At 69.7% G+C, this 23,511-nt stretch carries 21 protein-coding genes; 12 read left to right on the plus strand and 9 right to left on the minus strand.

Annotated features, from left to right (window positions below; translation table 11 throughout):
* Positions 1 to 87: 87 nt before the first annotated feature.
* The 5 genes from AC067U_RS09910 (at position 88) to trxA (ending at position 5,090) form a co-directional block, all read left to right on the plus strand.
* Positions 88 to 1,824, plus strand: a complete 1,737-nt coding sequence (locus tag AC067U_RS09910; RefSeq protein ID WP_478829142.1) for a protein kinase family protein — start codon at positions 88 to 90, stop codon at positions 1,822 to 1,824.
* A 26-nt stretch (positions 1,825 to 1,850) separates the two neighbouring features.
* On the plus strand, positions 1,851 to 2,540 hold the full coding sequence (gene sigM / locus AC067U_RS09915; protein WP_478829143.1) for an RNA polymerase sigma factor SigM: 690 nt from the start codon (positions 1,851 to 1,853) through the stop codon (positions 2,538 to 2,540).
* A complete protein-coding gene (locus tag AC067U_RS09920; RefSeq protein WP_478829144.1) occupies positions 2,537 to 3,613 on the plus strand; it encodes an anti-sigma factor in 1,077 nt (358 codons plus the stop codon). The genes sigM and AC067U_RS09920 overlap by 4 nt, the downstream gene beginning before the upstream one ends.
* A 126-nt stretch (positions 3,614 to 3,739) precedes the next feature.
* Positions 3,740 to 4,699: a thioredoxin-disulfide reductase gene (trxB, locus tag AC067U_RS09925; RefSeq protein ID WP_478829145.1), complete on the plus strand. Its 960-nt coding sequence runs from the start codon at positions 3,740 to 3,742 to the stop codon at positions 4,697 to 4,699.
* Between the two features lie 49 nt (positions 4,700 to 4,748).
* Positions 4,749 to 5,090 carry a thioredoxin gene (gene trxA, locus AC067U_RS09930; protein WP_478829146.1) on the plus strand — a complete coding sequence of 114 codons (342 nt, stop codon included), beginning with the start codon at positions 4,749 to 4,751 and terminating at the stop codon, positions 5,088 to 5,090.
* 79 nt (positions 5,091 to 5,169) lie between these two features.
* Here the strand turns inward: trxA and AC067U_RS09935 are convergent, their stop codons facing one another.
* The 9 genes from AC067U_RS09935 to rpmH all read right to left on the minus strand — a co-directional run bounded on the left by AC067U_RS09935 (position 5,170) and on the right by rpmH (position 11,445).
* Positions 5,170 to 5,787, minus strand: a complete 618-nt coding sequence (locus AC067U_RS09935; protein ID WP_478829147.1) for a GNAT family N-acetyltransferase — start codon at positions 5,785 to 5,787, stop codon at positions 5,170 to 5,172.
* 95 nt (positions 5,788 to 5,882) lie between these two features.
* A complete protein-coding gene (locus AC067U_RS09940) occupies positions 5,883 to 6,953 on the minus strand; it encodes a ParB/RepB/Spo0J family partition protein (RefSeq protein WP_478829148.1) in 1,071 nt (356 codons plus the stop codon).
* Positions 6,950 to 7,996, minus strand: a complete 1,047-nt coding sequence (locus AC067U_RS09945; protein ID WP_478829149.1) for a ParA family protein — start codon at positions 7,994 to 7,996, stop codon at positions 6,950 to 6,952. The genes AC067U_RS09940 and AC067U_RS09945 overlap by 4 nt, the downstream gene beginning before the upstream one ends.
* 181 nt (positions 7,997 to 8,177) lie before the next feature.
* A complete protein-coding gene (gene rsmG / locus AC067U_RS09950) occupies positions 8,178 to 8,900 on the minus strand; it encodes a 16S rRNA (guanine(527)-N(7))-methyltransferase RsmG (protein ID WP_478829150.1) in 723 nt (240 codons plus the stop codon).
* 99 nt (positions 8,901 to 8,999) lie between these two features.
* Entirely contained in the window at positions 9,000 to 9,512 is a 513-nt protein-coding gene (locus AC067U_RS09955; protein WP_478829151.1) for a Jag family protein, read from the minus strand.
* A 14-nt stretch (positions 9,513 to 9,526) separates the two neighbouring features.
* Positions 9,527 to 10,630, minus strand: a complete 1,104-nt coding sequence (yidC, locus tag AC067U_RS09960) for a membrane protein insertase YidC (protein ID WP_478829152.1) — start codon at positions 10,628 to 10,630, stop codon at positions 9,527 to 9,529.
* Between the two features lie 3 nt (positions 10,631 to 10,633).
* Positions 10,634 to 10,915 carry a membrane protein insertion efficiency factor YidD gene (gene yidD / locus AC067U_RS09965; RefSeq protein ID WP_150208749.1) on the minus strand — a complete coding sequence of 94 codons (282 nt, stop codon included), beginning with the start codon at positions 10,913 to 10,915 and terminating at the stop codon, positions 10,634 to 10,636.
* Entirely contained in the window at positions 10,912 to 11,286 is a 375-nt protein-coding gene (gene rnpA, locus AC067U_RS09970) for a ribonuclease P protein component (protein WP_478829153.1), read from the minus strand. Before rnpA ends, yidD begins: the two co-directional genes overlap by 4 nt.
* 21 nt (positions 11,287 to 11,307) lie before the next feature.
* The gene (rpmH, locus tag AC067U_RS09975; protein WP_018547628.1) at positions 11,308 to 11,445 is read right to left on the minus strand and encodes a 50S ribosomal protein L34; all 138 of its coding nucleotides are present in this window, start codon (positions 11,443 to 11,445) and stop codon (positions 11,308 to 11,310) included.
* Between the two features lie 407 nt (positions 11,446 to 11,852).
* Here rpmH and dnaA point away from each other — a divergent pair, with 407 nt between their 5' ends.
* From dnaA to gyrA, 7 genes are all read left to right on the plus strand, one after another.
* On the plus strand, positions 11,853 to 13,523 hold the full coding sequence (gene dnaA / locus AC067U_RS09980) for a chromosomal replication initiator protein DnaA (protein WP_478829154.1): 1,671 nt from the start codon (positions 11,853 to 11,855) through the stop codon (positions 13,521 to 13,523).
* A 952-nt stretch (positions 13,524 to 14,475) separates the two neighbouring features.
* A complete protein-coding gene (gene dnaN / locus AC067U_RS09985; protein WP_478829570.1) occupies positions 14,476 to 15,606 on the plus strand; it encodes a DNA polymerase III subunit beta in 1,131 nt (376 codons plus the stop codon).
* Positions 15,607 to 15,710: 104 nt separating this feature from the next.
* A complete protein-coding gene (gene gnd, locus AC067U_RS09990; protein ID WP_478829155.1) occupies positions 15,711 to 16,586 on the plus strand; it encodes a phosphogluconate dehydrogenase (NAD(+)-dependent, decarboxylating) in 876 nt (291 codons plus the stop codon).
* A 97-nt stretch (positions 16,587 to 16,683) separates the two neighbouring features.
* On the plus strand, positions 16,684 to 17,820 hold the full coding sequence (recF, locus tag AC067U_RS09995) for a DNA replication/repair protein RecF (RefSeq protein WP_478829156.1): 1,137 nt from the start codon (positions 16,684 to 16,686) through the stop codon (positions 17,818 to 17,820).
* Positions 17,817 to 18,374 carry a DciA family protein gene (locus tag AC067U_RS10000; RefSeq protein ID WP_478829157.1) on the plus strand — a complete coding sequence of 186 codons (558 nt, stop codon included), beginning with the start codon at positions 17,817 to 17,819 and terminating at the stop codon, positions 18,372 to 18,374. The genes recF and AC067U_RS10000 overlap by 4 nt, the downstream gene beginning before the upstream one ends.
* A 475-nt stretch (positions 18,375 to 18,849) precedes the next feature.
* A complete protein-coding gene (gyrB, locus tag AC067U_RS10005) occupies positions 18,850 to 20,877 on the plus strand; it encodes a DNA topoisomerase (ATP-hydrolyzing) subunit B (RefSeq protein WP_478829158.1) in 2,028 nt (675 codons plus the stop codon).
* Positions 20,878 to 20,917: 40 nt separating this feature from the next.
* On the plus strand, positions 20,918 to 23,506 hold the full coding sequence (gene gyrA, locus AC067U_RS10010; protein ID WP_478829159.1) for a DNA gyrase subunit A: 2,589 nt from the start codon (positions 20,918 to 20,920) through the stop codon (positions 23,504 to 23,506).
* The last annotated feature ends 5 nt before the right edge of the window (positions 23,507 to 23,511 follow it).

A 23,511-nucleotide genomic window follows, 5' to 3' on the forward strand; every position in this document is an offset into this window, starting at 1 on the left:
CGTGCATAGCGGCGGACTGTGGGCACAATTGGCATGGCTTCGCAGACTGGCCGACAGCGTGCAACGGATGGGGAGGCAGGAACGACGGTGGCGGAACGTAGCACGGCTGCCGTCGACGTGGCCGACAACGGCGGCGACCAACCGCCGGCCGCTCAGGCGGCCAAGGCCACGGCCGACGGGGCGGAAACCCAGGACACCCGACACGCCGCGGACGAGCCCGCTCCGGGTTCGGAGGGCTCACCCCAGCAGGGCAGGACCGCCGCGGCCTCCGCGGCCACACCTGCCCCCGAACTCCACAGCGGCCACAAGCTGGCCAGACGGTACCGCCTCGAAGAGTGCGTCACCCGTCTGGACGGATTCAGCAGCTGGCGTGCGATGGACGAGAAACTGCGCCGTGCCGTGGGCGTTCACCTGCTGCCCGCGGACCACCCGCGGGCCCGCTCGGTGCTGGCCGCGGCCCGCTCCTCCGCACTGCTCGGCGACCCCCGGTTCGTCCAGGTCCTCGACGCCGTCGAGGAGAACGACCTCGTCTACGTGGTCCACGAGTGGCTCCCGGACGCCACCGAGCTGACCGCCCTGCTCGCCGTCGCCCCGCTGGAGCCCCACGAGGCCTACCAGCTCGTCAGCCAGGTCTCCCAGGCCATGGCCGCCGCACACCGCGAGGGCCTCTCCCACCTGCGCCTGACCCCCGGCGCGATACTGCGCACCTCCACCGGCCAGTACCGGATCCGCGGCCTCGCCGTGAACGCCGCCCTGCGCGGCATCACCAGCGACAGCCCGCAGCGCACCGACACCGAGGCCATCGGCGCCCTGCTGTACGCCGCCCTCACCCAGCGCTGGCCGTACGAGACCGACGCGTACGGCCTCTCCGGCCTGCCCAAGGGCGTCGGCCTGATCCCGCCGGACCAGGTCCGCGCGGGCGTCCACCGCGGCCTGGGCGAACTCGCCATGCGCGCCCTCGCCAACGACGGGGCCACCGCCTCGCGGCAGGAGCCCGCCTGCACCACCCCGGAGGAGCTGGCCAAGGCGGTCGCCGCGATGCCCCGCATCCGGCCCCCGGAGCCCGCGTTCACGGCCCCGCCCGAGTACCAGCACACGACCTACCAGCAGGGCAGCTACGGCGCGCCCCGCCCCGGCACGGCCACCACCGCGATCGCGGTGCCTCCGCCGCCGCTGCAGAGCCGTACCGGCCGGGTCCTGAAGTGGGGCGTCGCCGCCCTCCTCATCGCCGCCCTCGGCCTGGGCAGCTGGCAGCTCGCGGACACCCTGCTGAGGGGCAGCGACCAGGGCAGCAACACCAGCCAGAACCAGCCTCCGGCGAACAACGGCAACGAGGCCCCGGAGCAGAAGGAGCCGGTGGCGCTCACCATCCAGGACGCCGAGGAGTACTACCCGGACGGCAAGGCCCAGGACCGGGACGGCGTCCGGAAGAGCCACGACAAGGACGCGTCCAGCTACTGGCGCACCAAGAGCTTCAGCGACGGGCCCGACCTGGGCGCCTACAAGGACGGCGTCGGCATCGTCTACGACCTCGGCTCCGAGCAGGAGGTCAAGGCCGCCTCGATAGCGCTGAAGCACGGTGGGAACCACACCACGATCAGCCTGTACGCGGCCAAGAACATGTCCTCGTCGACGCCGGTCTCCTCGATGCAGAAGATCGCCAACGGCACCACCTCCGACAACGCGCTCAACCTGACGGCCAAGGACCCGGTCAAGACCCGCTACGTGGTGCTGTGGATCACGGCCATGCCGATGTCCGGCCAGAGCGAGTTCAGCGGCGCCGGCTACAAGCAGGGCATCACGGACGTGAAGTTCACCGGCTGACACGGAGCAGGGGAGGGGGCTCACCGTTGGACGAGGTCACACCCGGCGGCGCCGGCGACCGGGAACTCCTGGCGCGGCACGTCGCCGGGGACGCCGACGCGTTCGGCGAGCTCGTGCGCCGACACCGCGACCGGCTGTGGGCCGTCGCCTTGCGGACCCTCGGCGACCGCGAGGAGGCCGCCGACGCCGTCCAGGACGCCCTGGTCTCCGCCTACCGGGCCGCCCACACCTTCCGCGGCGACTCCGCCGTCACCACCTGGCTGCACCGGATCACCGTGAACGCCTGCCTCGACCGGGCCCGCAAGGCGGCCACCCGGCGGACCTCGCCGCTGGACGACACCGACCGGCTGGAGCGGCTGCTGGAGCCCCACGAATCCGCCGAGGCCCCCGCCGAGCGGCAGGACCTGCACCGGCAGCTGCTGGCCGCCCTGGCCACCCTGCCCGCGGAGCAGCGGGCCGCTCTGGTCCTCGTCGACATGCAGGGCTACTCGGTGGCCGAGGTGTCCCGGATCCTCGACGTGCCCACCGGGACCGTGAAGAGCCGCTGCGCCCGTGGCCGGGCAAAACTCGTCCCGATGCTCACTCATCTGCGCACCGATCCCGTGGATAACACCACCTCCGAGCGGGGAAGGAACCGGTCGCAGGGGACGCCCGTCCCACCGGCAGCAGAACCCAGGGACCCGAATGCTGTGAAGGACGGAGGTGGACGAACGTGAGCCCCACAACGGACGCGCCCGGCACGATCCGGCACCCTGACGTCTCGGAGATCTCCGACCTCACCGAAGGTCTGCTCCCTCCCTCCCGCACTGCGGAGATCCGCCGGCATCTGACCGACTGCGCCCTCTGCGAGGACGTCCGCGCCTCCCTGCAGGAGATCCGCGGCCTGCTCGGCACCCTGCCGGGGCCCGCCCGCATGCCCGCAGACATCGCCGGACGCATCGACGCCGCGCTCGCCGCGGAGGCCCTCCTCGACCGGACGGCACCCGAGACCCCGGAGCCGCGTCCCGCAACCACCGCGACAGCCACGCCGGCCGCGGAGGCCGCGAAGGCCGCGAAGGACACGGAGGACGCGGAGGACGCCACCCGGACGGCGGACGCCCCCGGCGCCGCGGGCTCCGGCCCGGCAGCGACACGCGATGTTTCACGTGAAACATCGCCCGCCGCAGGAGTGCGCGCCCCCCGCACCGCACCCGCCGGGCACGCCGGTGGCAGCACCGGCCCCGGGCGGGGCCGGGTGCGTGCCCGCCGCCGGATGGCCGCTCTCGGCGCCCTGGCCGCCGCGGCCGCCTGTGTCCTCGGCATCTACCTGTCCGGCGGCTTCCCCTCGACCACGGCCGTCCATGACGCCACCACCACGGAGACCGCGCGCTCCGCGGGCACCGCTCAGGCCGCGTCCCCGGCCGGCACCTTCACCGAAGAAGGACTTCCGGTGAGCGTGCGGCAGCTGCTGGGCGGCCCGGCACCCCAGGCCGAACCGGGGGAGAAGACCACCTTCCTGGAGAGCACCGCTCCGGGGCTCACGGCTCCGGAGGACCGCTCGGCAGGAAGCAAGGTGCCCTTGGTCTCCGAGGTGCCGCAGTGCGTCCGGGCGGGCACCGGCCGCGCCGGCGAGCCGCCGCTGGCGGCCGAACGGGGGACCTTCAAGGGGGCCGAGGTCTACCTGGTGGTCCTCCCGCACCCCGGCGACCCCGCCCGTGTCGATGCCTTCATCGTCGACTCCACCTGCGAGAAGACCCCCGGCGCGGCTGCGGGCACCACACTGCTGAAGGCCACCTACACGCGCACCTGACGCCCGCACTCCGGTCACGGGGACAACCCGGGAATGCACGCGCCGTAGGATCCGTTGGGTGGGGTGAGAGTCCGCACCGGCCCCCGGTAGGCATCAGCGAAGTCCGCAGAAACGAGGAAAGCACCCGTGAGCGACGTCCGTAACGTGATCATCATCGGCTCCGGGCCGGCCGGCTACACGGCAGCCCTGTACACCGCACGCGCTTCGCTCAAGCCCCTGGTCTTCGAAGGTGCCGTCACCGCCGGTGGCGCCCTGATGAACACCACCGAGGTGGAGAACTTCCCCGGCTTCCGCGACGGCATCATGGGCCCGGACCTCATGGACAACATGCGGGCGCAGGCCGAGCGCTTCGGTGCCGAACTGGTCCCCGACGACATCGTCACCGTCGACCTCACGGGCGAGATCAAGACCGTCACCGACACCGCCGGCACGGTCCACCGCGCCAAGGCCGTCATCGTGACCACCGGCTCCCAGCACCGCAAGCTCGGCCTGCCGCGCGAGGACGCGCTCTCCGGCCGCGGTGTCTCCTGGTGCGCCACCTGCGACGGGTTCTTCTTCAAGGACCAGGACATCGCCGTGGTCGGCGGCGGCGACACCGCGATGGAGGAGGCCACCTTCCTCTCGCGCTTCGCCAAGTCCGTGACCATCGTGCACCGCCGTGACAGCCTGCGCGCATCCAAGGCGATGCAGGACCGCGCCTTCGCCGACCCGAAGATCAAGTTCGCCTGGGACAGTGAGGTCGCCGAGATCCACGGCGAGTCCAAGCTCTCCGGCCTCACCCTGCGCAACACCAAGACCGGCGAGACCTCCGAGCTGGCCGTCACCGGCCTGTTCATCGCCGTCGGCCACGACCCGCGCACGGAGCTCTTCAAGGGCCAGCTGGAGCTCGACGAGGACGGCTACCTGAAGGTCGAGGCGCCCTCCACCCGCACCAACCTGACCGGTGTCTTCGGCGCCGGCGACGTGGTGGACCACACCTACCGCCAGGCCATCACGGCCGCCGGTACCGGCTGCTCCGCCGCCCTCGACGCCGAGCGCTTCCTCGCCGCCCTCACGGACGCCGAGAAGGCCGCGGCCACCGTCTGAACCCGAACCACCCCACCCCACACCCCGCAGTAAGAAGAAGGAGGCCGCTGTGGCCGGCACCCTGAAGAACGTGACCGACGACGACTTCGACGAGAAGGTCCTCGCCAGCGACAAGCCCGTGCTGGTGGACTTCTGGGCGGCCTGGTGCGGCCCGTGCCGCCAGATCGCCCCGTCGCTGGAGGCGATCGCGGCCGAGTACGGCGACCAGATCGAGATCGTCAAGCTGAACATCGACGAGAACCCGGGCACGGCCGCCAAGTACGGCGTGATGTCGATCCCGACCCTGAACGTCTACCAGGGTGGCGAGGTCGCCAAGACCATCGTCGGCGCCAAGCCGAAGGCCGCCATCCTGCGCGACCTGGACGGCTTCATCCAGGTCAAGGCGGGCTGACGCCCTCACGCACGGGACGGGGCCGCACCGGCGAGGTGCGGCCCCGTCCCGCGTTTCCGGCCGGCCCCGTCGGCAGCACTCACAACGGGCGCAGTACGGGTTCCTTCCGGGCGCCGCCCAGCAGCCGGTCCAGCGCCATCTCCACGTCTTCCTTCCACGACAGCGTGGAACGCAGCTCCAGCCGCAGCCGCGGATGGGCCGGGTGCGGCCGCACCGTCTTGAAGCCCACCGCCAGCAGATGGTCCGCCGGCAGCAGACACCCCGGCCCCTCCCAGCGCGCGTCGCCGAAGGCCTCGATGGCCCGGAAGCCGCGCCGGAGCAGGTCCTTGGCGACCGTCTGCACCATCACCCGCCCCAGCCCCTGCCCCTGGTACTCCGGGACGATCGCGCCCGTGATCAGCTGCACCGCGTCGGGGGACACCGGACTGGTCGGGAAGGCCGTGGACCTCGGCACATAGGCGGGGGGCGCGTAGAGGACGAACCCCACCGGGACCTCGTCCACATAGACCACGCGGCCGCAGGACCCCCACTCCAGGAGCACCGCGGAGATCCAGGCCTCCTTCTCCAGCTCCGGAGTACCCGCCTTCACCGCGGCCTCGCCACTGACCGGATCCAGCTCCCAGAACACACAGGACCGGCACCCCCTGGGCAGGTCCTGCAGGTTGTCCAGCGTGAGCGGTACCAGCCGACGACCCATGGACGCATCGTATAAGGGCGAAGGGCGGGCCGCACCGGTCGACGACCGGCGTGGCCCGCCCTTCCTCACGTCCCGTGGGGCGGCACGGCGGGGAGCTACTCCCCCGCGGTTCCCTGCTCCAGCACCCGGCCCTCGCCCGGCGCCAGCGTCCCCAGGATCCGCTCCAGGTCCTCCATCGACGCGAACTCGACGGTGATCTTCCCCTTCTTCTGGCCCAGGTCCACCTTCACCCGGGTCTCGAAGCGGTCGGACAGCCGCGAGGCCAGCTCGCTCAGCGCGGGGGACACCCGGGCACCGGCCCGCGGCCCCTTCGGCTTCGCCTTCGACTCGGTGGCCGGAGCCATCAGGGCGACGATCTCCTCGACCGACCGCACCGACAGGCCCTCGGCCACGATCCGCGCGGCCAGCCGGTCCTGTTCCTCAAGGTCCTTCACGGCCAGCAGCGCCCGCGCGTGACCTGCCAGGAGGACGCCCGCCGCAACCCGGTTCTGCACCCTGGGCGCCAGGTTCAGCAGCCGCAGCGTGTTCGTCACCTGCGGGCGTGACCGCCCGATACGGTCCGCCAGCTGGTCGTGGGTGCAGCCGAAGTCGCGCAGCAGCTGGTCGTACGCCGCCGCCTCCTCCAGCGGGTTCAGCTGAGCCCGGTGGAGGTTCTCCAGCAGCGCGTCCAGCAGCAGCTTCTCGTCCTCGGTCGCCCGGATGATCGCCGGGATCCGCTCCAGGCCCGCCTCCCGGCACGCCCGCCAGCGGCGCTCGCCCATGATGAGCTCGTAGCGGTCCGCCCCGGCCTGCCGCACCACCACGGGCTGCAGCAGACCGACCTCCTGGATCGAGGTCACCAGCTCGGCGAGGGCGTCCTCGTCGAACACCTCACGCGGCTGCCGCGGGTTCGGGGTGATGGCGTCCAGCGGCAGCTCCGCGAACGAGGCCCCGGCCACCGTGTTCTCCGGCTCCGACGAAGCCTGCGCCGCCTCCGCCGCACGGGCGGCATCGGCCTCTGCGAGCGAGGCGAGCTTCGCCGCCGCCACACCCCGCTCCGCCGGCAGCACCGGGACCGCGGTCGGGGAGACCGAGCCCGCCCCCATCACCGGGCCGTCCTGCTCCGGCGAGGCCGCGGGGATCAGCGCGGCAAGACCGCGCCCCAGCCCTCTACGTCGATCGCTCACTGGATCCCCTCCGCTGCATCGTGCATATGGTTCGTGCCCCGGTACGCGATCTCCCGCGCCGCCTCCAGATAGGAGAGGGAACCACTGGACCCCGGATCGTACGTCAAAACCGTCTGACCGTAGCTCGGTGCTTCCGAGATGCGCACCGAGCGCGGGATGCTCGTGCGCAGCACCTCCTTGCCGAAGTGGCTGCGCACCTCCTCGGCGACCTGGGAGGCCAGCCGGGTGCGGCCGTCGTACATGGTCAGCAGGATCGTGGACACGTGCAGGGCCGGGTTCAGGTGCGAGCGCACCAGGTCCACGTTCCGCAGCAGCTGGCCCAGTCCCTCGAGCGCGTAGTACTCGCACTGGATCGGGATGAGCACCTCGGCACCGGCCACCAGGGCGTTGACCGTGAGGAGGCCCAAGGAGGGCGGGCAGTCGATGAGGATGTAGTCGAGCGGCTGCTCGTACGCCTGGATGGCCCGCTGCAGCCGGCTCTCGCGGGCCACCAGCGACACCAGCTCGATCTCCGCACCGGCCAGGTCGATCGTGGCGGGCGCGCAGAAGAGCCCCTCCACGTCCGGAACCGGCTGGACGACCTCCAGCAGCGGCCGGCTCTCCACCAGCACCTCGTAGATGGACGGCACCTCGGCGTGGTGGTCGATGCCCAGCGCGGTGGACGCGTTGCCCTGGGGGTCGAGGTCGATGACCAGGACGCGGGCGCCGTGCAGGGCCAGGGAAGCCGCCAGGTTCACGGTCGTCGTGGTCTTGCCGACGCCGCCCTTCTGGTTGGCGACCACGATGACCCGGGTCCGCTCGGGACGGGGCAGTCCTTCTCCGGCCCGCCCCAGGGCCTCCACCGCCAGCTGGGCGGCCCGGCCGATCGGGGTGTCGTTGTCCACCGGGGGTGGCGATGTTTCACGTGAAACATCGCCACCCGCCGACTCGCTGCGGGGGCCGGGGACCGGATCGGCCATCGGCCCCGCGAGGTTGGCGTCTGACCGCACGGATTCACTCTCCTCGACATCAGCATCAGGCTCGCGCTGAACAGAGCCTGCCATGCCTTCGGGGTCGCGAACCAGCGGGGCCGGTACTCCTGTGGATGAATCCACCGTTGTGGACATCCGGCTGAAGATCCCGTGCAACAGCGAGCGACGTTTCACGTGAAACACGATGCACGGACGGGGTCGCCTGCCTGCCACGACACTCCGAAAGGCAGACCAACACGGAGCAGCCGGGCATTCAGCGCCGGCGTCGGACCCGTCCCGCACGGGCCGCCTTGGCCCGCTTGGCCGCGAACCGCACACCGCCGGGGCTCTCGCCGACTTCCACCCGCACCAGCGTGGACAGCGGATCGACCACTCCCTCGCCGACGTGGAGCACCGAGGTCTTCACCACACCGAGCTTGGTCAGCGCCGTCTTGGCCGCCACCAGCTCCTCCTCCGCGGTGTCCCCCTTCAGCGCCAGCATCTCCCCGTACGGACGGAGCAGCGGAACGCCCCAGCCGGCGAGCCGGTCCAGCGGAGCCACGGCCCGCGCGGTGACCACGTGCACCGGCTGCAGCTTGCCCAGCATCTCCTCGGCCCGGCCGCGCACCACGGTCACGTGGTCCAGGCCCAGCAGCTCGACCGCTTCCTGTAGGAAGGTGGTCCGCCGCAGCAGCGGCTCCAGCAGCGTGATCTTCAGGTCCGGGCGGACCAGGGCCAACGGGATACCCGGCAGTCCGGCCCCCGAGCCGACGTCGCATACGGTCACTCCCTGAGGGACCGCCTCTGCCAGCACCGCACAGTTCAGCAGGTGCCGCTCCCACAGACGCGGCACCTCACGGGGGCCGATCAGGCCCCGCTTGACGCCCGCGTCCGCCAGCAGCTCCGCGTACCGGACAGCCTCCGGGAAACGCTCACCGAACACCGCGCGCGCCTGTTCGGGCGCCGGGGGGAGGAGCTCCGATGCTGCTTCCGTCACGGGAACCGTCCTTCCGTACCGCACTCTGAGTTATCAGGCTGACAAACTTCGGCCCCGTCTGCGACACAGACGGGGCCGAGAAAACAAACACGCAACCGATCAGGCCGGGAGCACAACGACGTAGCGCTGCGGCTCCTCGCCCTCGGATTCGCTGCGCAGACCCGCGGCCGCCACGGCGTCGTGGACGACCTTGCGCTCGAACGGCGTCATGGGGTCGAGCTTGACCGGCTCACCGGAGGCCTTGACCTCGTCGGCGGTCTTCGCGCCCAGGGCAGCGAGCTGCTCGCGCTTCTTCGCGCGGAACCCGGCGATGTCCAGCATCAGCCGGCTGCGGTCCCCGGTCTCCCGGTGCACGGCGAGCCGGGTCAGCTCCTGCAGCGCCTCCAGGACCTCACCGTCACGGCCGACGAGCTTCTGCAGCTCACGGCTGGACGAGTCGCTGATGATCGACACCGAGGCGCGGTCCGCCTCGACGTCCATGTCGATGTCGCCGTCCAGGTCGGCGATGTCCAGCAGCCCCTCGAGGTAGTCGGCCGCGATCTCACCCTCCTGCTCGAGGCGGGTCAGGGTGTCGCCAGCCTCGGCAGCGGCGGAGGTGGTGCCTTCCGTCACGGGATGACTCCTTCTTACTTCTTGGTCGAGGGCTTGCCGGGCGGCGTCTGGCGCTGGGACTTCGACTGCCGCTTGGGCTGCTGCCGCTTGGGCCCGCCGCTCGCCGCATCCACGTCCACCGTCGCCTCGACGCTCTTGATCACAGAACCGTCCGCCTGCGCGGCCAGACCCTGCTTGGTGAGCGCCGCGATGAACTTGCGCTCGTTGTCGTTGCGGTCCGGACCCTTGGCCACGATCGCCGCGACGACCTTCTTCTTGCCCCGGCTCTTGAGCTCACCGTGCGAGGTGACGTTCTTGAGCAGCCGCGTCAGGTACTGGTCCTGCGCCTTGCTGCCCGGCGTCGGGTTCTGGTTGATCACGTACATCTGCTGACCCATGGTCCAGACGTTGGTGGTCAGCCAGTAGACGAGGACACCGACGGGGAAGTTGATACCCATGACCGCGAAGATCACCGGGAAGATGTACATCAGCATCTTCTGCTGCTGCATGAACGGCGTCTTGACCGTGAGGTCCACGTTCTTCTGCATCAGCTGACGCTGGGTGTAGAACTGCGACAGCGACATCAGGATGATCATGATCGCGGTCACGATCCGGACATCGGTGATCGAAGCGCCCAGGCTGGCGACCTTCTCGGCGCTGTCGGTGAACTTGGCGGCGATGGGCGCACCGAAGATCTCGGCCTCACGAGCGCTGTCGACCAGCTGCTGGTTCAGCACACCGATGGTCTTGCCGTTGGCGATGTTCGCCAGCACGTGGTACAGGGCGAAGAAGAACGGCGACTGCGCCAGGATGGGGAGGCACGAGGAGAGCGGGTTGGTGCCCGTCTCCTTGTACAGCTTCATCATCTCTTCGGACTGACGCTGCTTGTCGTTCTTGTAGCGCTCCTGGATCGCCTTCATCTTCGGCTGGAGCGCCTGCATGCCACGCGTCGCCTTGATCTGCTTCACGAAGAGCGGGATCAGGCAGATACGGATCAGGATCACCAGGGACACGATGGACAGGCCCCAGGCCCACCCACTGTCCTCTCCGAAGAGCGCACCGTACAGCTTGTGGAACTGGACGATGACCCATGAGACAGGCCAGGTGATAAAGCTGAACAGACTGGCAATCGTGTCCACTAATCAGGCTCCTTGAGCATTGCGAGGTCGACGCAACGCACTGCGCAGCTGCTCGTGCCAACGCGGGCGTTTACGAGGTGGGACATGGTCCACGCCGCCGGGGGACCACGGATTGCACCGCAGGATCCGCCAGGCGGTGAGGGCAGTCCCCTTCACCGCACCATGCCGGTCGATGGCCGTGTACCCGTAGTGCGAACACGAGGGGTAGTAGCGGCACACCGGCCCGAGCAGCGGACTGATCGTCCACTGGTACAGCTTGATCAATGCGAGCAGCGGGTACTTCATCGAGCCACGCCTCCCAGCAGCCGCTTCATGGCGGCATCCAGGTCCTGCGCCAGTTCGTCGGCGCCGGCGTCACCCGATCCGGGCAGCGCCCGTACCACCACCAGGCTACCGGCGGGCAGCACCGACAGCCGGTCGCGCATCAGGTGGCGCAGTCTGCGCTTGACCTTGTTGCGCACCACGGCGCCGCCCACGGCCTTGCTGACGACGAAACCCGCACGCGTCGGGGAAGCATTCTCCCCCGGCTCGTGCGGGTCCGTTGAACCGCTGGTACGTAGGTGAACGACGAGGAGCGGGCGTCCTGCCCGGCGTCCTCGGCGTACCGCGCTCGCGAAGTCCTCGCGCCGCCTCAGCCGATTCTCGGGAGACAGCACGACGTCACAACCTGCGCGTTGTTACGCGGAGAGGGCGGCGCGGCCCTTGCTGCGACGGTTCGCCAGGATGGCGCGGCCGGCACGGGTACGCATCCGCAGGCGGAAGCCGTGGGTCTTGGCACGACGACGGTTGTTCGGCTGGAAGGTGCGCTTGCTCACTCGGGGGCTCCAGAGAATGAATCGTTGTGGCGGTACATCGCCTGGCTGTCACCGTGCGCCCACGAGGAACTCGCGTGTTCGCCCGAGTGGACACCGCTAAATGATCACGATCAGTGATCTTCGCCCATCGGTAGGCAGGCGGCAGCAGCCATCGACAACTCGACCTCGTTACGGTACGCGGGGCTGCGCCATCCGGTCAAACCGAGCCTGCACCGGCCGTCCACGGGGCCCAGCTGTGCACAGGCTGTGGACAACGACTTGAACCCTACCCGTCACGCTGACTACCGTTGCCTGATCCCGGATTTTTTTGTCCCGACCGTCCCGAAGAACCACACATTCGTGGGACCTGTGAGAGAGCGTGCTCTGTGGCTGACGTACCTGCCGATCTTGCCGCAGTGTGGCCGCGAGTGCTGGAGACGCTCCTCGGGGAAGGCCAGCAGGGCATCGAGCCCAAGGACAAGCAGTGGATCGAGCGCTGCCAGCCGCTGGCCCTGGTCGCGGACACCGCTCTCCTCGCCGTCCCCAACGAATGGGGCAAGCGCGTGCTGGAAGGCCGCCTGGCCCCCCTCATCAGTGACACCCTGAGCCGGGAGTGCGGCCGCCCGATCCGGATCGCGATCACGGTCGACGACTCCGCCGGCGGCTCCGCGCCGCCGGCCCCGCCGGTGTCCTCGCAGCGCGAGCCGTACGGAGACCAGCGCGAGTCCTACGGCGACCAGCATCCCACCGCCCGGCCCGCCTACCCCGACTACCAGCAGCCGCGCCCGGAGCCCGGCGCCTGGCCGGGCTGGCAGCAGCCGCGCCTCGGCGGGTACCCCGAGCGCGACCCGTACGCCTCTCCGCAGCCCGGCTACCTCCAGCAGCCGGACAACGGGTACGAGCCCTCGTACGAGTCCCCTTCCTACGAGCCCTCCTCGTACGACAAGGGCGGCTACGACCAGAGCGCCTACGACCAGCAGGCACAGCTGCCGGCACCCGGCCGGACCGGCCCCGCCGCGCACCCGGCCCCGTCCGGCGGGTCCTCCTCCGGACCGGTGGAGCCGACCGCCCGGCTGAACCCGAAGTACCTCTTCGACACCTTCGTCATCGGTGCCTCGAACCGCTTCGCGCACGCCGCCGCGGTGGCCGTGGCCGAGGCCCCGGCCAAGGCGTACAACCCGCTGTTCATCTACGGCGAGTCGGGCCTGGGCAAGACCCACCTGCTGCACGCCATCGGGCACTACGCGCGGAGCCTCTACCCGGGCACCCGGGTGCGCTACGTGAGCTCCGAGGAGTTCACCAACGAGTTCATCAACTCCATCCGCGACGGCAAGGGCGACGCGTTCCGCAAGCGCTACCGCGAGATGGACATCCTGTTGGTCGACGACATCCAGTTCCTGGCGAGCAAGGAGTCGACGCAGGAGGAGTTCTTCCACACCTTCAACACGCTCCACAACGCCAACAAGCAGATCGTGCTGTCCTCCGACCGGCCGCCCAAGCAGCTGGTGACCCTGGAGGACCGGCTGCGGAACCGTTTCGAGTGGGGTCTGATCACCGACGTCCAGCCGCCCGAGCTGGAGACCCGTATCGCGATCCTCCGCAAGAAGGCCGTCCAGGAGCAGCTCAACGCCCCGCCGGAGGTGCTGGAGTTCATCGCCTCGCGGATCTCGCGGAACATCCGCGAGCTGGAGGGCGCGCTGATCCGGGTCACCGCCTTCGCGAGCCTGAACCGGCAGCCCGTGGACGTGGGGCTGACCGAGGACGTGCTGAAGAACCTGATCCCGGGCGGCGGTGAGGACACCGCCCCGGAGATCACCGCCACCGACATCATGGCGGCCACCGCCGACTACTTCGGCCTCAACGTGGAGGACCTGTGCGGTTCCTCGCGCAGCCGGGTGCTGGTGACGGCCCGGCAGATCGCCATGTACCTGTGCCGTGAGCTCACCGACCTGTCGCTGCCGAAGATCGGCGCCCAGTTCGGCGGCCGGGACCACACCACGGTCATGCACGCGGACCGCAAGATCCGCGCCCTGATGGCCGAGCGCCGGTCCATCTACAACCAGGTCACCGAGCTCACCAACCGCATCAAGAACGGCTGACGCGCCCGCTCTTCCACAGGGCTGTGCATCCGTTCCACACCCATCCCGCACCCATCCCGCACCCATCCCCGAAGGGCGCCCCCGGACCCGTCCGGAGGCGCCCTTCGGCGTCCCCGGGAACCGCCGTTGGGCGTATCGGGGAGGCGATGGGCCATCCGCAGGGGCGTGAACCGTCCACATGGGGGGCGTACTTGGATGTCCGCGCGCCCTTCGTCTGTTCGAATACGCCCCCTTGGGGGCAACTTATCCACAGATTCGGCGACTTTGTGCCGTCCACAGACTGGGGACTCTTTTCGTTGCCCACAATCTGTCCACAGGGGTGCCTGGTGAAGGACCATCAGGCGAGGTCAGAGCCCTGTGGAATTGTGAGCATCGGTAATCCACAGGTTGTGGACGAAGAAGTTGTCCACAGGCCTGCCCCAGGCGCTGTCCCCAGGCAATCCACAGCTTCGGGTGCTCTGTGCACAGGATGCCCCCTGCCATCCACATCCTTGTCCACTGTTCGGCAACAGGGGGACCCCCGTCACCGGCCCGAGTGAAAGGCGTCACACCGATGAGGACGTTTGGGCTGTGGAGTAGTCGGGGAAAACTGGGGACACAGCTGTGGACCACGGGGCCTCCTCTGTGGACGACCTGTGCAGAACTTTCTGTTCTCCACAGATACCCCGGGTTGTCCACCGGCTCCATACACAGGCCCGGTGGATAAAAAACAGTTGCTGACCTGCGAGAATCGAGTTATCCACCGTTTCCACAGGCCCTACTACTACTCCCATAGACAGTTAGGCCGGATTCGGTTTTCAAGCAGGTCCTGTGCACAACTCGGCGATCGGCTCTCCCGACGCCGCGCTCCCGATTTGACGGGCGGCAGCAGCGGCTGTCGGTGCCGTACGTCAGACTGGTCTCCGGCATCGAGCCGACGACGAAGGCCAGCAACAGCAGGAGGCGGTTTCCGGTGAAGATCCGGGTGGAGCGCGACGTACTCGCGGAGGCGGTGGCGTGGGCGGCCCGTAGCCTCCCGGCCCGGCCGCCGGTGCCCGTTCTCGCGGGCCTGCTGCTGAAGGCCGAGGACGGCACGCTGAGCCTCTCCGGCTTCGACTACGAGGTCTCGGCCCGCGTCTCCATCGAGGCGGACGTGGAGGAGGACGGCACGGTCCTGGTCTCCGGCCGGCTCCTCGCCGACATCTGCCGCGCCCTCCCCAACCGGCCGGTGGAGATTTCCACAGACGGTGTACGGGTGACCGTGGTCTGCGGCTCCTCCCGCTTCACCCTCCACACCCTGCCCGTGGAGGAGTACCCGGCGCTGCCGCAGATGCCCACCGCCACCGGCACCGTCCCCGGCGAGGTCTTCGCCTCCGCCGCCAAGCAGGTGGTCACCGCCGCCGGCCGCGACGACACCCTGCCGGTGCTCACCGGTGTGCGGATCGAGATCGAGGGCGACCGCGTCACCCTGGCCTCCACCGACCGCTACCGCTTCGCCGTCCGCGAGTTCCTGTGGAAGCCGGAGAACCCGGACGCCTCCGCCGTGGCCCTGGTGCCCGCCAAGACCCTGGCCGAGATCGCCAACTCCCTGGGCAGCGGTGACTCCGTCACCCTGGCGCTGTCCGGCTCCGGCGCGGGCGAGGGCCTGATCGGTTTCGAGGGCGCCGGCCGCCGCACCACCACCCGCCTACTGGAGGGCGACCTCCCCAAGTACCGGACGCTCTTCCCGACCGAGTTCAACTCCGTCGCGGTGATCGAGACCGCCCCGTTCATCGAGGCCGTGAAGCGCGTCGCCCTGGTGGCCGAGCGGAACACCCCGGTCCGGCTCAGCTTCGAGCAGGGTGTACTGATCCTCGAGGCCGGTTCGTCCGACGATGCACAGGCTGTGGAAAGGGTCGACGCCCAGCTGGAGGGCGACGACATCTCGATCGCCTTCAACCCGACCTTCCTGCTGGAGGGTCTGAACGCGATCGGCTCCCCCGCAGCCCAGCTGTCCTTCACGACCTCGACCAAGCCGGCCCTGCTCAGCGGCCGCCCGGCGGTGGACGCCGAGGCGGACGAGTCGTACAAGTACCTGATCATGCCGGTGCGGCTGTCCGGCTGACCGGGGGCACCCCCGCGCGTAGCGTGGGGGGAAGGTGTGCGTCCGCGTCCGGGCGTAGGCTCGGACGCGGGTACGGAACCGCACACACTTAAGGAATCAACCTGATGGAGCTCGGTCTCGTCGGTCTCGGCAAGATGGGCGGCAACATGCGCGAGCGCATTCGCCGCGCAGGCCACACCGTCATCGGATACGACCGCAACCCCGACCTCGCCGATGTCCACAGCCTCGAAGAGCTTGTGGGCAAGTTGAAGGGCCCGCGGGTGGTGTGGGTGATGGTCCCCGCCGGAGCGGCCACCCAGTCCACCATCGACGAGCTGGCCGAGCTGCTCTCGCCCGGTGACATCGTGGTCGACGGCGGCAACTCCCGCTGGACCGACGACGAGAAGCACGCCGCCGAGCTGGCCGCCAAGGGCATCGGATTCGTCGACTGCGGTGTCTCCGGCGGTGTCTGGGGCCTGGAGAACGGCTACGCCCTGATGTACGGCGGCGCCGAGGAGCACGTGGCCCGGGTGCAGCCGGTCTTCGACGCCCTCAAGCCCGAGGGTGACTTCGGCTCGGTGCATGCCGGCAAGGTCGGCGCGGGCCACTTCGCGAAGATGGTCCACAACGGCATCGAGTACGCCATGATGCAGGCCTACGCCGAGGGCTGGGAGCTGCTGGAGAAGGTGGACTCGGTCACCGACGTGCGCGAGGTCTTCCGCTCCTGGCAGCAGGGCACGGTGATCCGCTCCTGGCTGCTGGACCTGGCGGTCAACGCGCTGGACGAGGACGAGCACCTCGACGATCTCAAGGGCTTCGCGCAGGACTCCGGCGAGGGCCGCTGGACGGTGGAGGCCGCGATCGACAACGCGGTTCCGCTGCCCGCGATCACCGCCTCCCTCTTCGCTCGGTTCGCCTCCCGCCAGGACGACTCCCCGCAGATGAAGATGATCGCCGCGCTGCGCAACCAGTTCGGCGGCCACGCGGTCGAGAAGAAGTAACGACTCAGCAGTACCCGCAGCACCTGCAGTACCCGCAGCACCTGCAACACCGCAGTACCAGCACCACCAGAGGTAGCCGGGGGAGGTCGGCGTCGCCATGCATGTAGCGCATCTGTCGCTGGCCGACTTCCGCTCGTACGCCCGGGCCGAGGTCCCCCTCGACCCGGGCGTCACCGCTTTCGTGGGCCCCAACGGCCAGGGGAAGACGAACCTGGTCGAGGCGGTCGGTTATCTGGCGACCCTGGGCAGCCACCGGGTGGCCTCGGACGCCCCGCTGGTCAGGATGGGCGCCGACCGGGCCGTGATCCGGGCCTCGGTCCGGCAGGGCGACCGCCAGCAGCTGGTCGAGCTGGAGCTCAACCCCGGCCGCGCCAACCGCGCCCGCATCAACCGGTCCTCCCAGGTCCGGCCGCGGGACGTGCTGGGGATCGTCAGGACCGTGCTGTTCGCCCCCGAGGACCTGGCCCTGGTGAAGGGCGACCCCGGGGAGCGGCGGCGGTTCCTGGACGAGCTGATCACCGCCCGGTCGCCGCGGATGGCGGGGGTCCGCTCCGACTACGAGCGGGTGCTCAAGCAGCGGAACACCCTGCTGAAGTCGGCGGCGATGGCCCGCCGGCACGGCGGCCGGTCCATGGACCTGTCCACCCTCGACGTGTGGGACCAGCACCTGGCCCGGGCCGGGGCGGAGCTGCTCGCCCAGCGGCTGGACCTGATCGGCACCCTGCGCCCGCTGGCGGACAAGGCGTACGAGCAGCTGGCCCCCGGCGGCGGTCCGCTGGGCCTGGCCTACCGGAGCTCGGCCGCCGAGGACCTCGACCTCGCTGTCCACAGCACCCGCGAGCAGCTGTGCACCGTGCTGCTGGAGGCGCTCGGCGCGGCCCGCAAGCAGGAGATCGAGCGGGGCGTCACACTGGTCGGCCCGCACCGGGACGAGCTGGTGCTCAAGCTGGGCGACCTGCCGGCGAAGGGGTACGCCAGCCACGGCGAGTCCTGGTCGTACGCCCTCGCGCTGCGGCTGGCCTCCTACGAGCTGCTGCGGTCGGAGGGCACTGAGCCGGTGCTGATCCTGGACGACGTCTTCGCTGAGCTGGACGCGCGGCGGCGGGAGCGGCTGGCGGAGCTGGTGGCCGGCGGCGAGCAGGTGCTCGTGACGGCGGCTGTGGACGACGACGTCCCGGACGTGCTGACGGGCACCCGCTTCGCGGTGTCCGGCGGGGAGGTGACCCGGCTGTGAACGGCACCGGTGCCCCGGGGCCGGGCTCCGCTCCGGAGCCCGACGGCCCGCGGCGGACCCCCGAACCCTCCGGCGTCGACCTGGCCCGCCAGGCCCTCGCGGCCGCCCGGGAGCAGGCCCGCGCCCGAGGCCAGGGCGCGGCCGGGAAGAAGCGGCAGGGCCAGCCGCGGCTTCGGTCCGGCGCCCGCGCCGACGGCCGCGACCCGATGCCGCTGATGGCGGCGCTGGACCGGCTGCGGACCGAGCGCGGCTGGGAGATGCCGATCGCGGTGGCCGGGGTGATGGAGCGCTGGGCGGAGATCGTCGGCCCGGAGATCGCCGCGCACTGCGAGCCGGAGACGTACGAGGACCGCGAGCTGACCGTGCGCTGCGACTCCTCGGCCTGGGCGGCGCAGCTGAAGCTGCTGGCCCCGCAGCTGGTGGCCAAGCTGAACAAGGAGCTCGGGCAGGGCACCGTACGTCTGATCCAGGTGCAGGGACCGGGCGGCCGGCCGCGCCGCTACGGGCCCCTGCGCGCGCCGGGCAGCACCGGCACCGGCCGCGACTGGGACTAGGGTCTGCCCGGCCGGGCCCTTCCCCCACCGGACCCGCTCGGGGATCCCCGCGGGATCCACTCCCGTCGGGCGCCTCATCCGGCGCCTGCTCCCACCGGTTCCCGCCCGCTCTCCCAAGGGCTTCGGACCAGTGTTCCCAAGGGCTCCGGCCGTTCCCCGCAACGGTCCCGGGCACCGCCGGGTTCCGGCCACGCGGGTGGTGTCCCTCACGGTAGCCGGAGGTTGACAGGCCGAAGCTCTGAATGCCCGCGTGAGCCACTTTGAGCCCCGGTCTGAATATGGGGAGTCGGGCGAGGGAGGTTCAGGGCGGCACATGCGGACTCAGGTACCGGCAAACCCCCATCAGTGTCAGCGCTACCGGTAGACTGGTGGTAAGTAGGCGGTCCCGCTCGCGCGAGACCGCTGACTGACCGCTGACAACGCAGATCGACGCAGCCGCTCCTGCTTGCATGCCTGCTGGCCCGGAGAACGGCCTGTGCTGTGCCAGAAAGGGCGCTTCGTGGCCGATTCCGGCAACTCCAACGAGAACAATCAGTACACCGGCAGCAACATCCAGGTCCTCGAGGGCCTGGACGCCGTGCGCAAGCGGCCGGGCATGTACATCGGCTCGACCGGTGAGCGCGGCCTCCACCACCTCGTCTACGAGGTGGTCGACAACTCCGTCGACGAGGCGCTGGCCGGGCACGCGGACACCATCGACGTGACCATCCTGGCCGACGGCGGTGTGCGGGTGGTCGACAACGGGCGAGGCATCCCGGTCGACATCGTGCCCTCCGAGGGCAAGCCGGCGCTGGAGGTCGTCCTGACGGTGCTGCACGCGGGCGGCAAGTTCGGCGGCGGCGGCTACGCCGTCTCCGGCGGTTTGCACGGTGTCGGCGTCTCCGTGGTGAACGCCCTGTCCACGAAGGTCTCGGTCGAGGTCCGGCGCGACGGCCACCGCTGGAGCCAGGACTACAAGCTGGGTGCTCCGACCGCGCCGCTGGCCCGCAACGAGGAGACCGACGAGCACGGCACCTCGGTCACCTTCTGGGCCGACGGCGACATCTTCGAGACCACCGAGTACTCCTTCGAGACGCTGTCCCGGCGCTTCCAGGAGATGGCCTTCCTGAACAAGGGCCTGACCATCTCGCTGACCGACGAGCGCGAGTCGGCCAAGGCCACGGCCGGGGCCGACGACCCGGAGGCGGACACCGCCGAGCCGGTGGCGCGCACCGTCCGGTACCACTACGAGGGCGGCATCGTCGACTTCGTGAAGTACCTCAACTCGCGCAAGGGCGAGCTGATCCACCCGACCGTCATCGACGTCGAGGCCGAGGACAAGGAGCGCATGCTCTCGGTCGAGATCGCGATGCAGTGGAACTCGCAGTACAGCGAGGGCGTGTACTCCTTCGCCAACACGATCCACACGCACGAGGGCGGCACCCACGAGGAGGGCTTCCGCGCCGCGCTGACCTCCCTGGTCAACCGGTACGCGCGCGACAAGAAGCTGCTGCGCGAGAAGGACGACAACCTCACCGGTGACGACATCCGCGAGGGTCTGACCGCGATCATCTCGGTCAAGCTGGGCGAGCCGCAGTTCGAGGGCCAGACCAAGACCAAGCTGGGCAACACGGAGGCGAAGACCTTCGTCCAGAAGGTGGCCCACGAGCACCTGTCGGACTGGTTCGACCGGAACCCGAACGAGTCCGCGGACATCGTCCGCAAGGCCATCCAGGCCGCCACGGCCCGGGTCGCGGCCCGCAAGGCCCGCGACCTGACCCGCCGCAAGGGCCTGCTGGAGAGCGCCTCGCTGCCCGGCAAGCTGTCGGACTGCCAGTCGAACGACCCCACCAAGTGCGAGATCTTCATCGTCGAGGGTGACTCCGCCGGCGGCAGCGCGAAGTCCGGCCGCAACCCGATGTACCAGGCCATCCTGCCGATCCGCGGCAAGATCCTGAACGTCGAGAAGGCGCGGATCGACAAGATCCTGCAGAACACCGAGATCCAGGCGCTGATCTCCGCCTTCGGCACCGGTGTGCACGAGGACTTCGACATCGAGAAGCTCCGCTATCACAAGATCATCCTGATGGCGGACGCCGACGTCGACGGCCAGCACATCAACACCCTGCTGCTGACCTTCCTGTTCCGCTTCATGCGGCCGCTGGTCGAGGCCGGGCACGTGTACCTCTCCCGCCCGCCGCTGTACAAGATCAAGTGGGGCCGCGACGACTTCGAGTACGCGTACTCGGACCGCGAGCGCGACGCCCTGGTCGAGCTCGGCAAGCAGAACGGCAAGCGCATCAAGGAAGACTCGATCCAGCGCTTCAAGGGCCTGGGCGAGATGAACGCCGAGGAGCTGCGCGTCACCACCATGGACGTCGACCACCGCGTGCTCGGCCAGGTCACCCTGGACGACGCCGCCCAGGCCGACGACCTGTTCTCGGTGCTGATGGGTGAGGACGTCGAGGCCCGGCGCTCCTTCATCCAGCGCAACGCCAAGGACGTCCGCTTCCTCGACATCTGAGTCGGTCCGCTGACCGCCTGAAAGGATCTGAAGACCGGTAATGGCCGACGAAACCACTCCCACCAGCACCGAAGCCGCCGAGGAAGAACCGCAGATGCGCATCGAGCCCGTCGGGCTCGAGACGGAGATGCAGCGCTCGTACCTCGACTACGCGATGTCCGTCATCGTGTCCCGCGCGCTGCCCGACGTACGCGACGGCCTGAAGCCGGTGCACCGGCGCGTGCTGTACGCCATGTACGACGGCGGGTACCGCCCCGAGAAGGGCTTCTACAAATGTGCCCGCGTCGTCGGTGACGTCATGGGTACGTACCACCCGCACGGCGACTCCTCGATCTACGACGCCCTGGTGCGCCTCGCCCAGCCGTGGTCGATGCGCATGCCGCTGGTGGACTCCAACGGCAACTTCGGCTCCCCGGGCAACGACCCGGCGGCCGCCATGCGCTACACCGAGTGCAAGATGGCGCCGCTGTCGATGGAGATGGTCCGCGACATCGACGAGGAGACCGTCGACTTCACGGACAACTACGACGGCCGCAACCAGGAGCCGACGGTCCTGCCGGCACGCTTCCCGAACCTCCTGGTCAACGGTTCCGCCGGTATCGCGGTCGGCATGGCGACCAACATCCCGCCGCACAACCTGCGCGAGGTCGCCGAGGGTGCCCAGTGGTACCTGGCCAACCCCGAAGCCTCCCACGAGGACCTCCTCGACGCGCTCGTCGAGCGCATCAAGGGCCCCGACTTCCCGACCGGCGCGCTGGTCGTGGGCCGCAAGGGCATCGAGGAGGCCTACCGGACCGGCCGCGGCTCGATCACCATGCGCGCCGTGGTCGAGGTCGAGGAGATCCAGAACCGCCAGTGCCTGGTGGTCACCGAGCTCCCCTACCAGGTGAACCCGGACAACCTCGCGCAGAAGATCGCCGACCTGGTGAAGGACGGCCGGATCGGCGGCATCGCCGACGTCCGCGACGAGACCTCCTCCCGGACCGGCCAGCGCCTGGTGATCGTGCTCAAGCGCGACGCGGTCGCCAAGGTGGTGCTCAACAACCTCTACAAGCACACCGACCTGCAGACCAACTTCGGCGCCAACATGCTGGCCCTGGTCGACGGGGTGCCGCGCACGCTCTCGCTGGACGCGTTCATCCGCCACTGGGTGCACCACCAGATCGAGGTCATCGTCCGCCGGACGAAGTTCCGCCTGCGCAAGGCGGAGGAGCGGGCCCACATCCTGCGCGGTCTGCTGAAGGCGCTGGACGCGATCGACGAGGTCATCGCGCTGATCCGGCGCAGCGAGACCGTCGAGATCGCCCGCGAGGGCCTGATGGGCCTGCTGCAGATCGACGAGATCCAGGCCAACGCGATCCTGGAGATGCAGCTCCGCCGGCTCGCGGCCCTGGAGCGGCAGAAGATCGTCGCCGAGCACGACGAGCTCCAGGCGAAGATCAACGAGTACAACGCCATCCTGGCTTCGCCGGAGAAGCAGCGCGCGATCGTCAGCGAGGAGCTGGCGGCGATCGTCGAGAAGTTCGGCGACGACCGGCGCAGCAAGCTGGTGCCCTTCGACGGCGACATGTCCATGGAGGACCTGATCGCCGAAGAGGACATCGTCGTCACCATCACCCGCGGCGGTTACGTCAAGCGGACCAAGACCGACGACTACCGCTCCCAGCGGCGCGGCGGCAAGGGCGTGCGCGGCACGAAGCTGAAGGAAGACGACATCGTCGACCACTTCTTCGTCTCCACCACGCACCACTGGCTGCTCTTCTTCACCAACAAGGGCCGGGTGTACCGGGCCAAGGCCTACGAGCTCCCGGACGCCGGGCGCGACGCCCGCGGCCAGCACGTGGCCAACCTGCTGGCCTTCCAGCCGGACGAGCAGATCGCGCAGATCCTGGCGATCCGCGACTACGAGGCGGCCCCGTACCTGATCCTGGCCACCAAGGCCGGTCTGGTGAAGAAGACCCCGCTGAAGGACTACGACTCGCCCCGTTCGGGTGGTGTCATCGCCATCAACCTGCGCGAGCAGCAGGACGGCAGCGACGACGAGCTGATCGGCGCGGAGCTGGTCTCGGCCGAGGACGACCTTCTGCTCATCAGCAAGAAGGCGCAGTCGATCCGGTTCACCGCGACCGACGACGCGCTGCGCCCGATGGGCCGTGCGACGTCCGGCGTGAAGGGCATGAGTTTCCGTGAGGGTGACGAACTGCTCTCCATGAGCGTGGTCCGACCCGGTACGTTCGTCTTCACCGCGACCGACGGCGGCTACGCCAAGCGGACGCCGGTCGACGAGTACCGCGTCCAGGGCCGTGGTGGTCTGGGTATCAAGGCCGCCAAGATCGTGGAGGATCGTGGATCCCTCGTCGGCGCGCTCGTGGTGGACGAAACCGACGAAATCCTTGCAATCACCCTCGGCGGAGGTGTGATTCGTACGCGCGTCAATGAAGTCAGGGAGACCGGCCGTGACACCATGGGCGTCCAGCTGATCAACCTGGGCAAGCGCGATGCCGTCGTCGGTATCGCACGCAATGCCGAGGCAGGTCAGGAGGCCGAGGAGGGCGATGAGCCCGAGACGGCCGAGGGACAGGCCACCGAGGCCGCCGAGGGCACGGAGCCCTCGGCCGGGGAGCAGTAGGAGCA

This window comes from Streptomyces sp. NPDC043853 (genome assembly GCF_056436025.1).

Excerpts from the sequence above, each read along its gene's own strand:
- gnd (WP_478829155.1), top strand. The coding sequence starts at position 15,711 with ATGGAGCTCGGTCTCGTCGGTCTCGGCAAGATGGGCGGCAACATGCGC.
- AC067U_RS09945 (WP_478829149.1), bottom strand. The coding sequence starts at position 7,996 with ATGGCAGGCTCTGTTCAGCGCGAGCCTGATGCTGATGTCGAGGAGAGT.
- AC067U_RS09935 (WP_478829147.1), bottom strand. The coding sequence starts at position 5,787 with ATGGGTCGTCGGCTGGTACCGCTCACGCTGGACAACCTGCAGGACCTG.
- yidD (WP_150208749.1), bottom strand. The coding sequence starts at position 10,915 with ATGAAGTACCCGCTGCTCGCATTGATCAAGCTGTACCAGTGGACGATC.
- recF (WP_478829156.1), top strand. The coding sequence starts at position 16,684 with ATGCATGTAGCGCATCTGTCGCTGGCCGACTTCCGCTCGTACGCCCGG.
- gyrA (WP_478829159.1), top strand. The coding sequence starts at position 20,918 with ATGGCCGACGAAACCACTCCCACCAGCACCGAAGCCGCCGAGGAAGAA.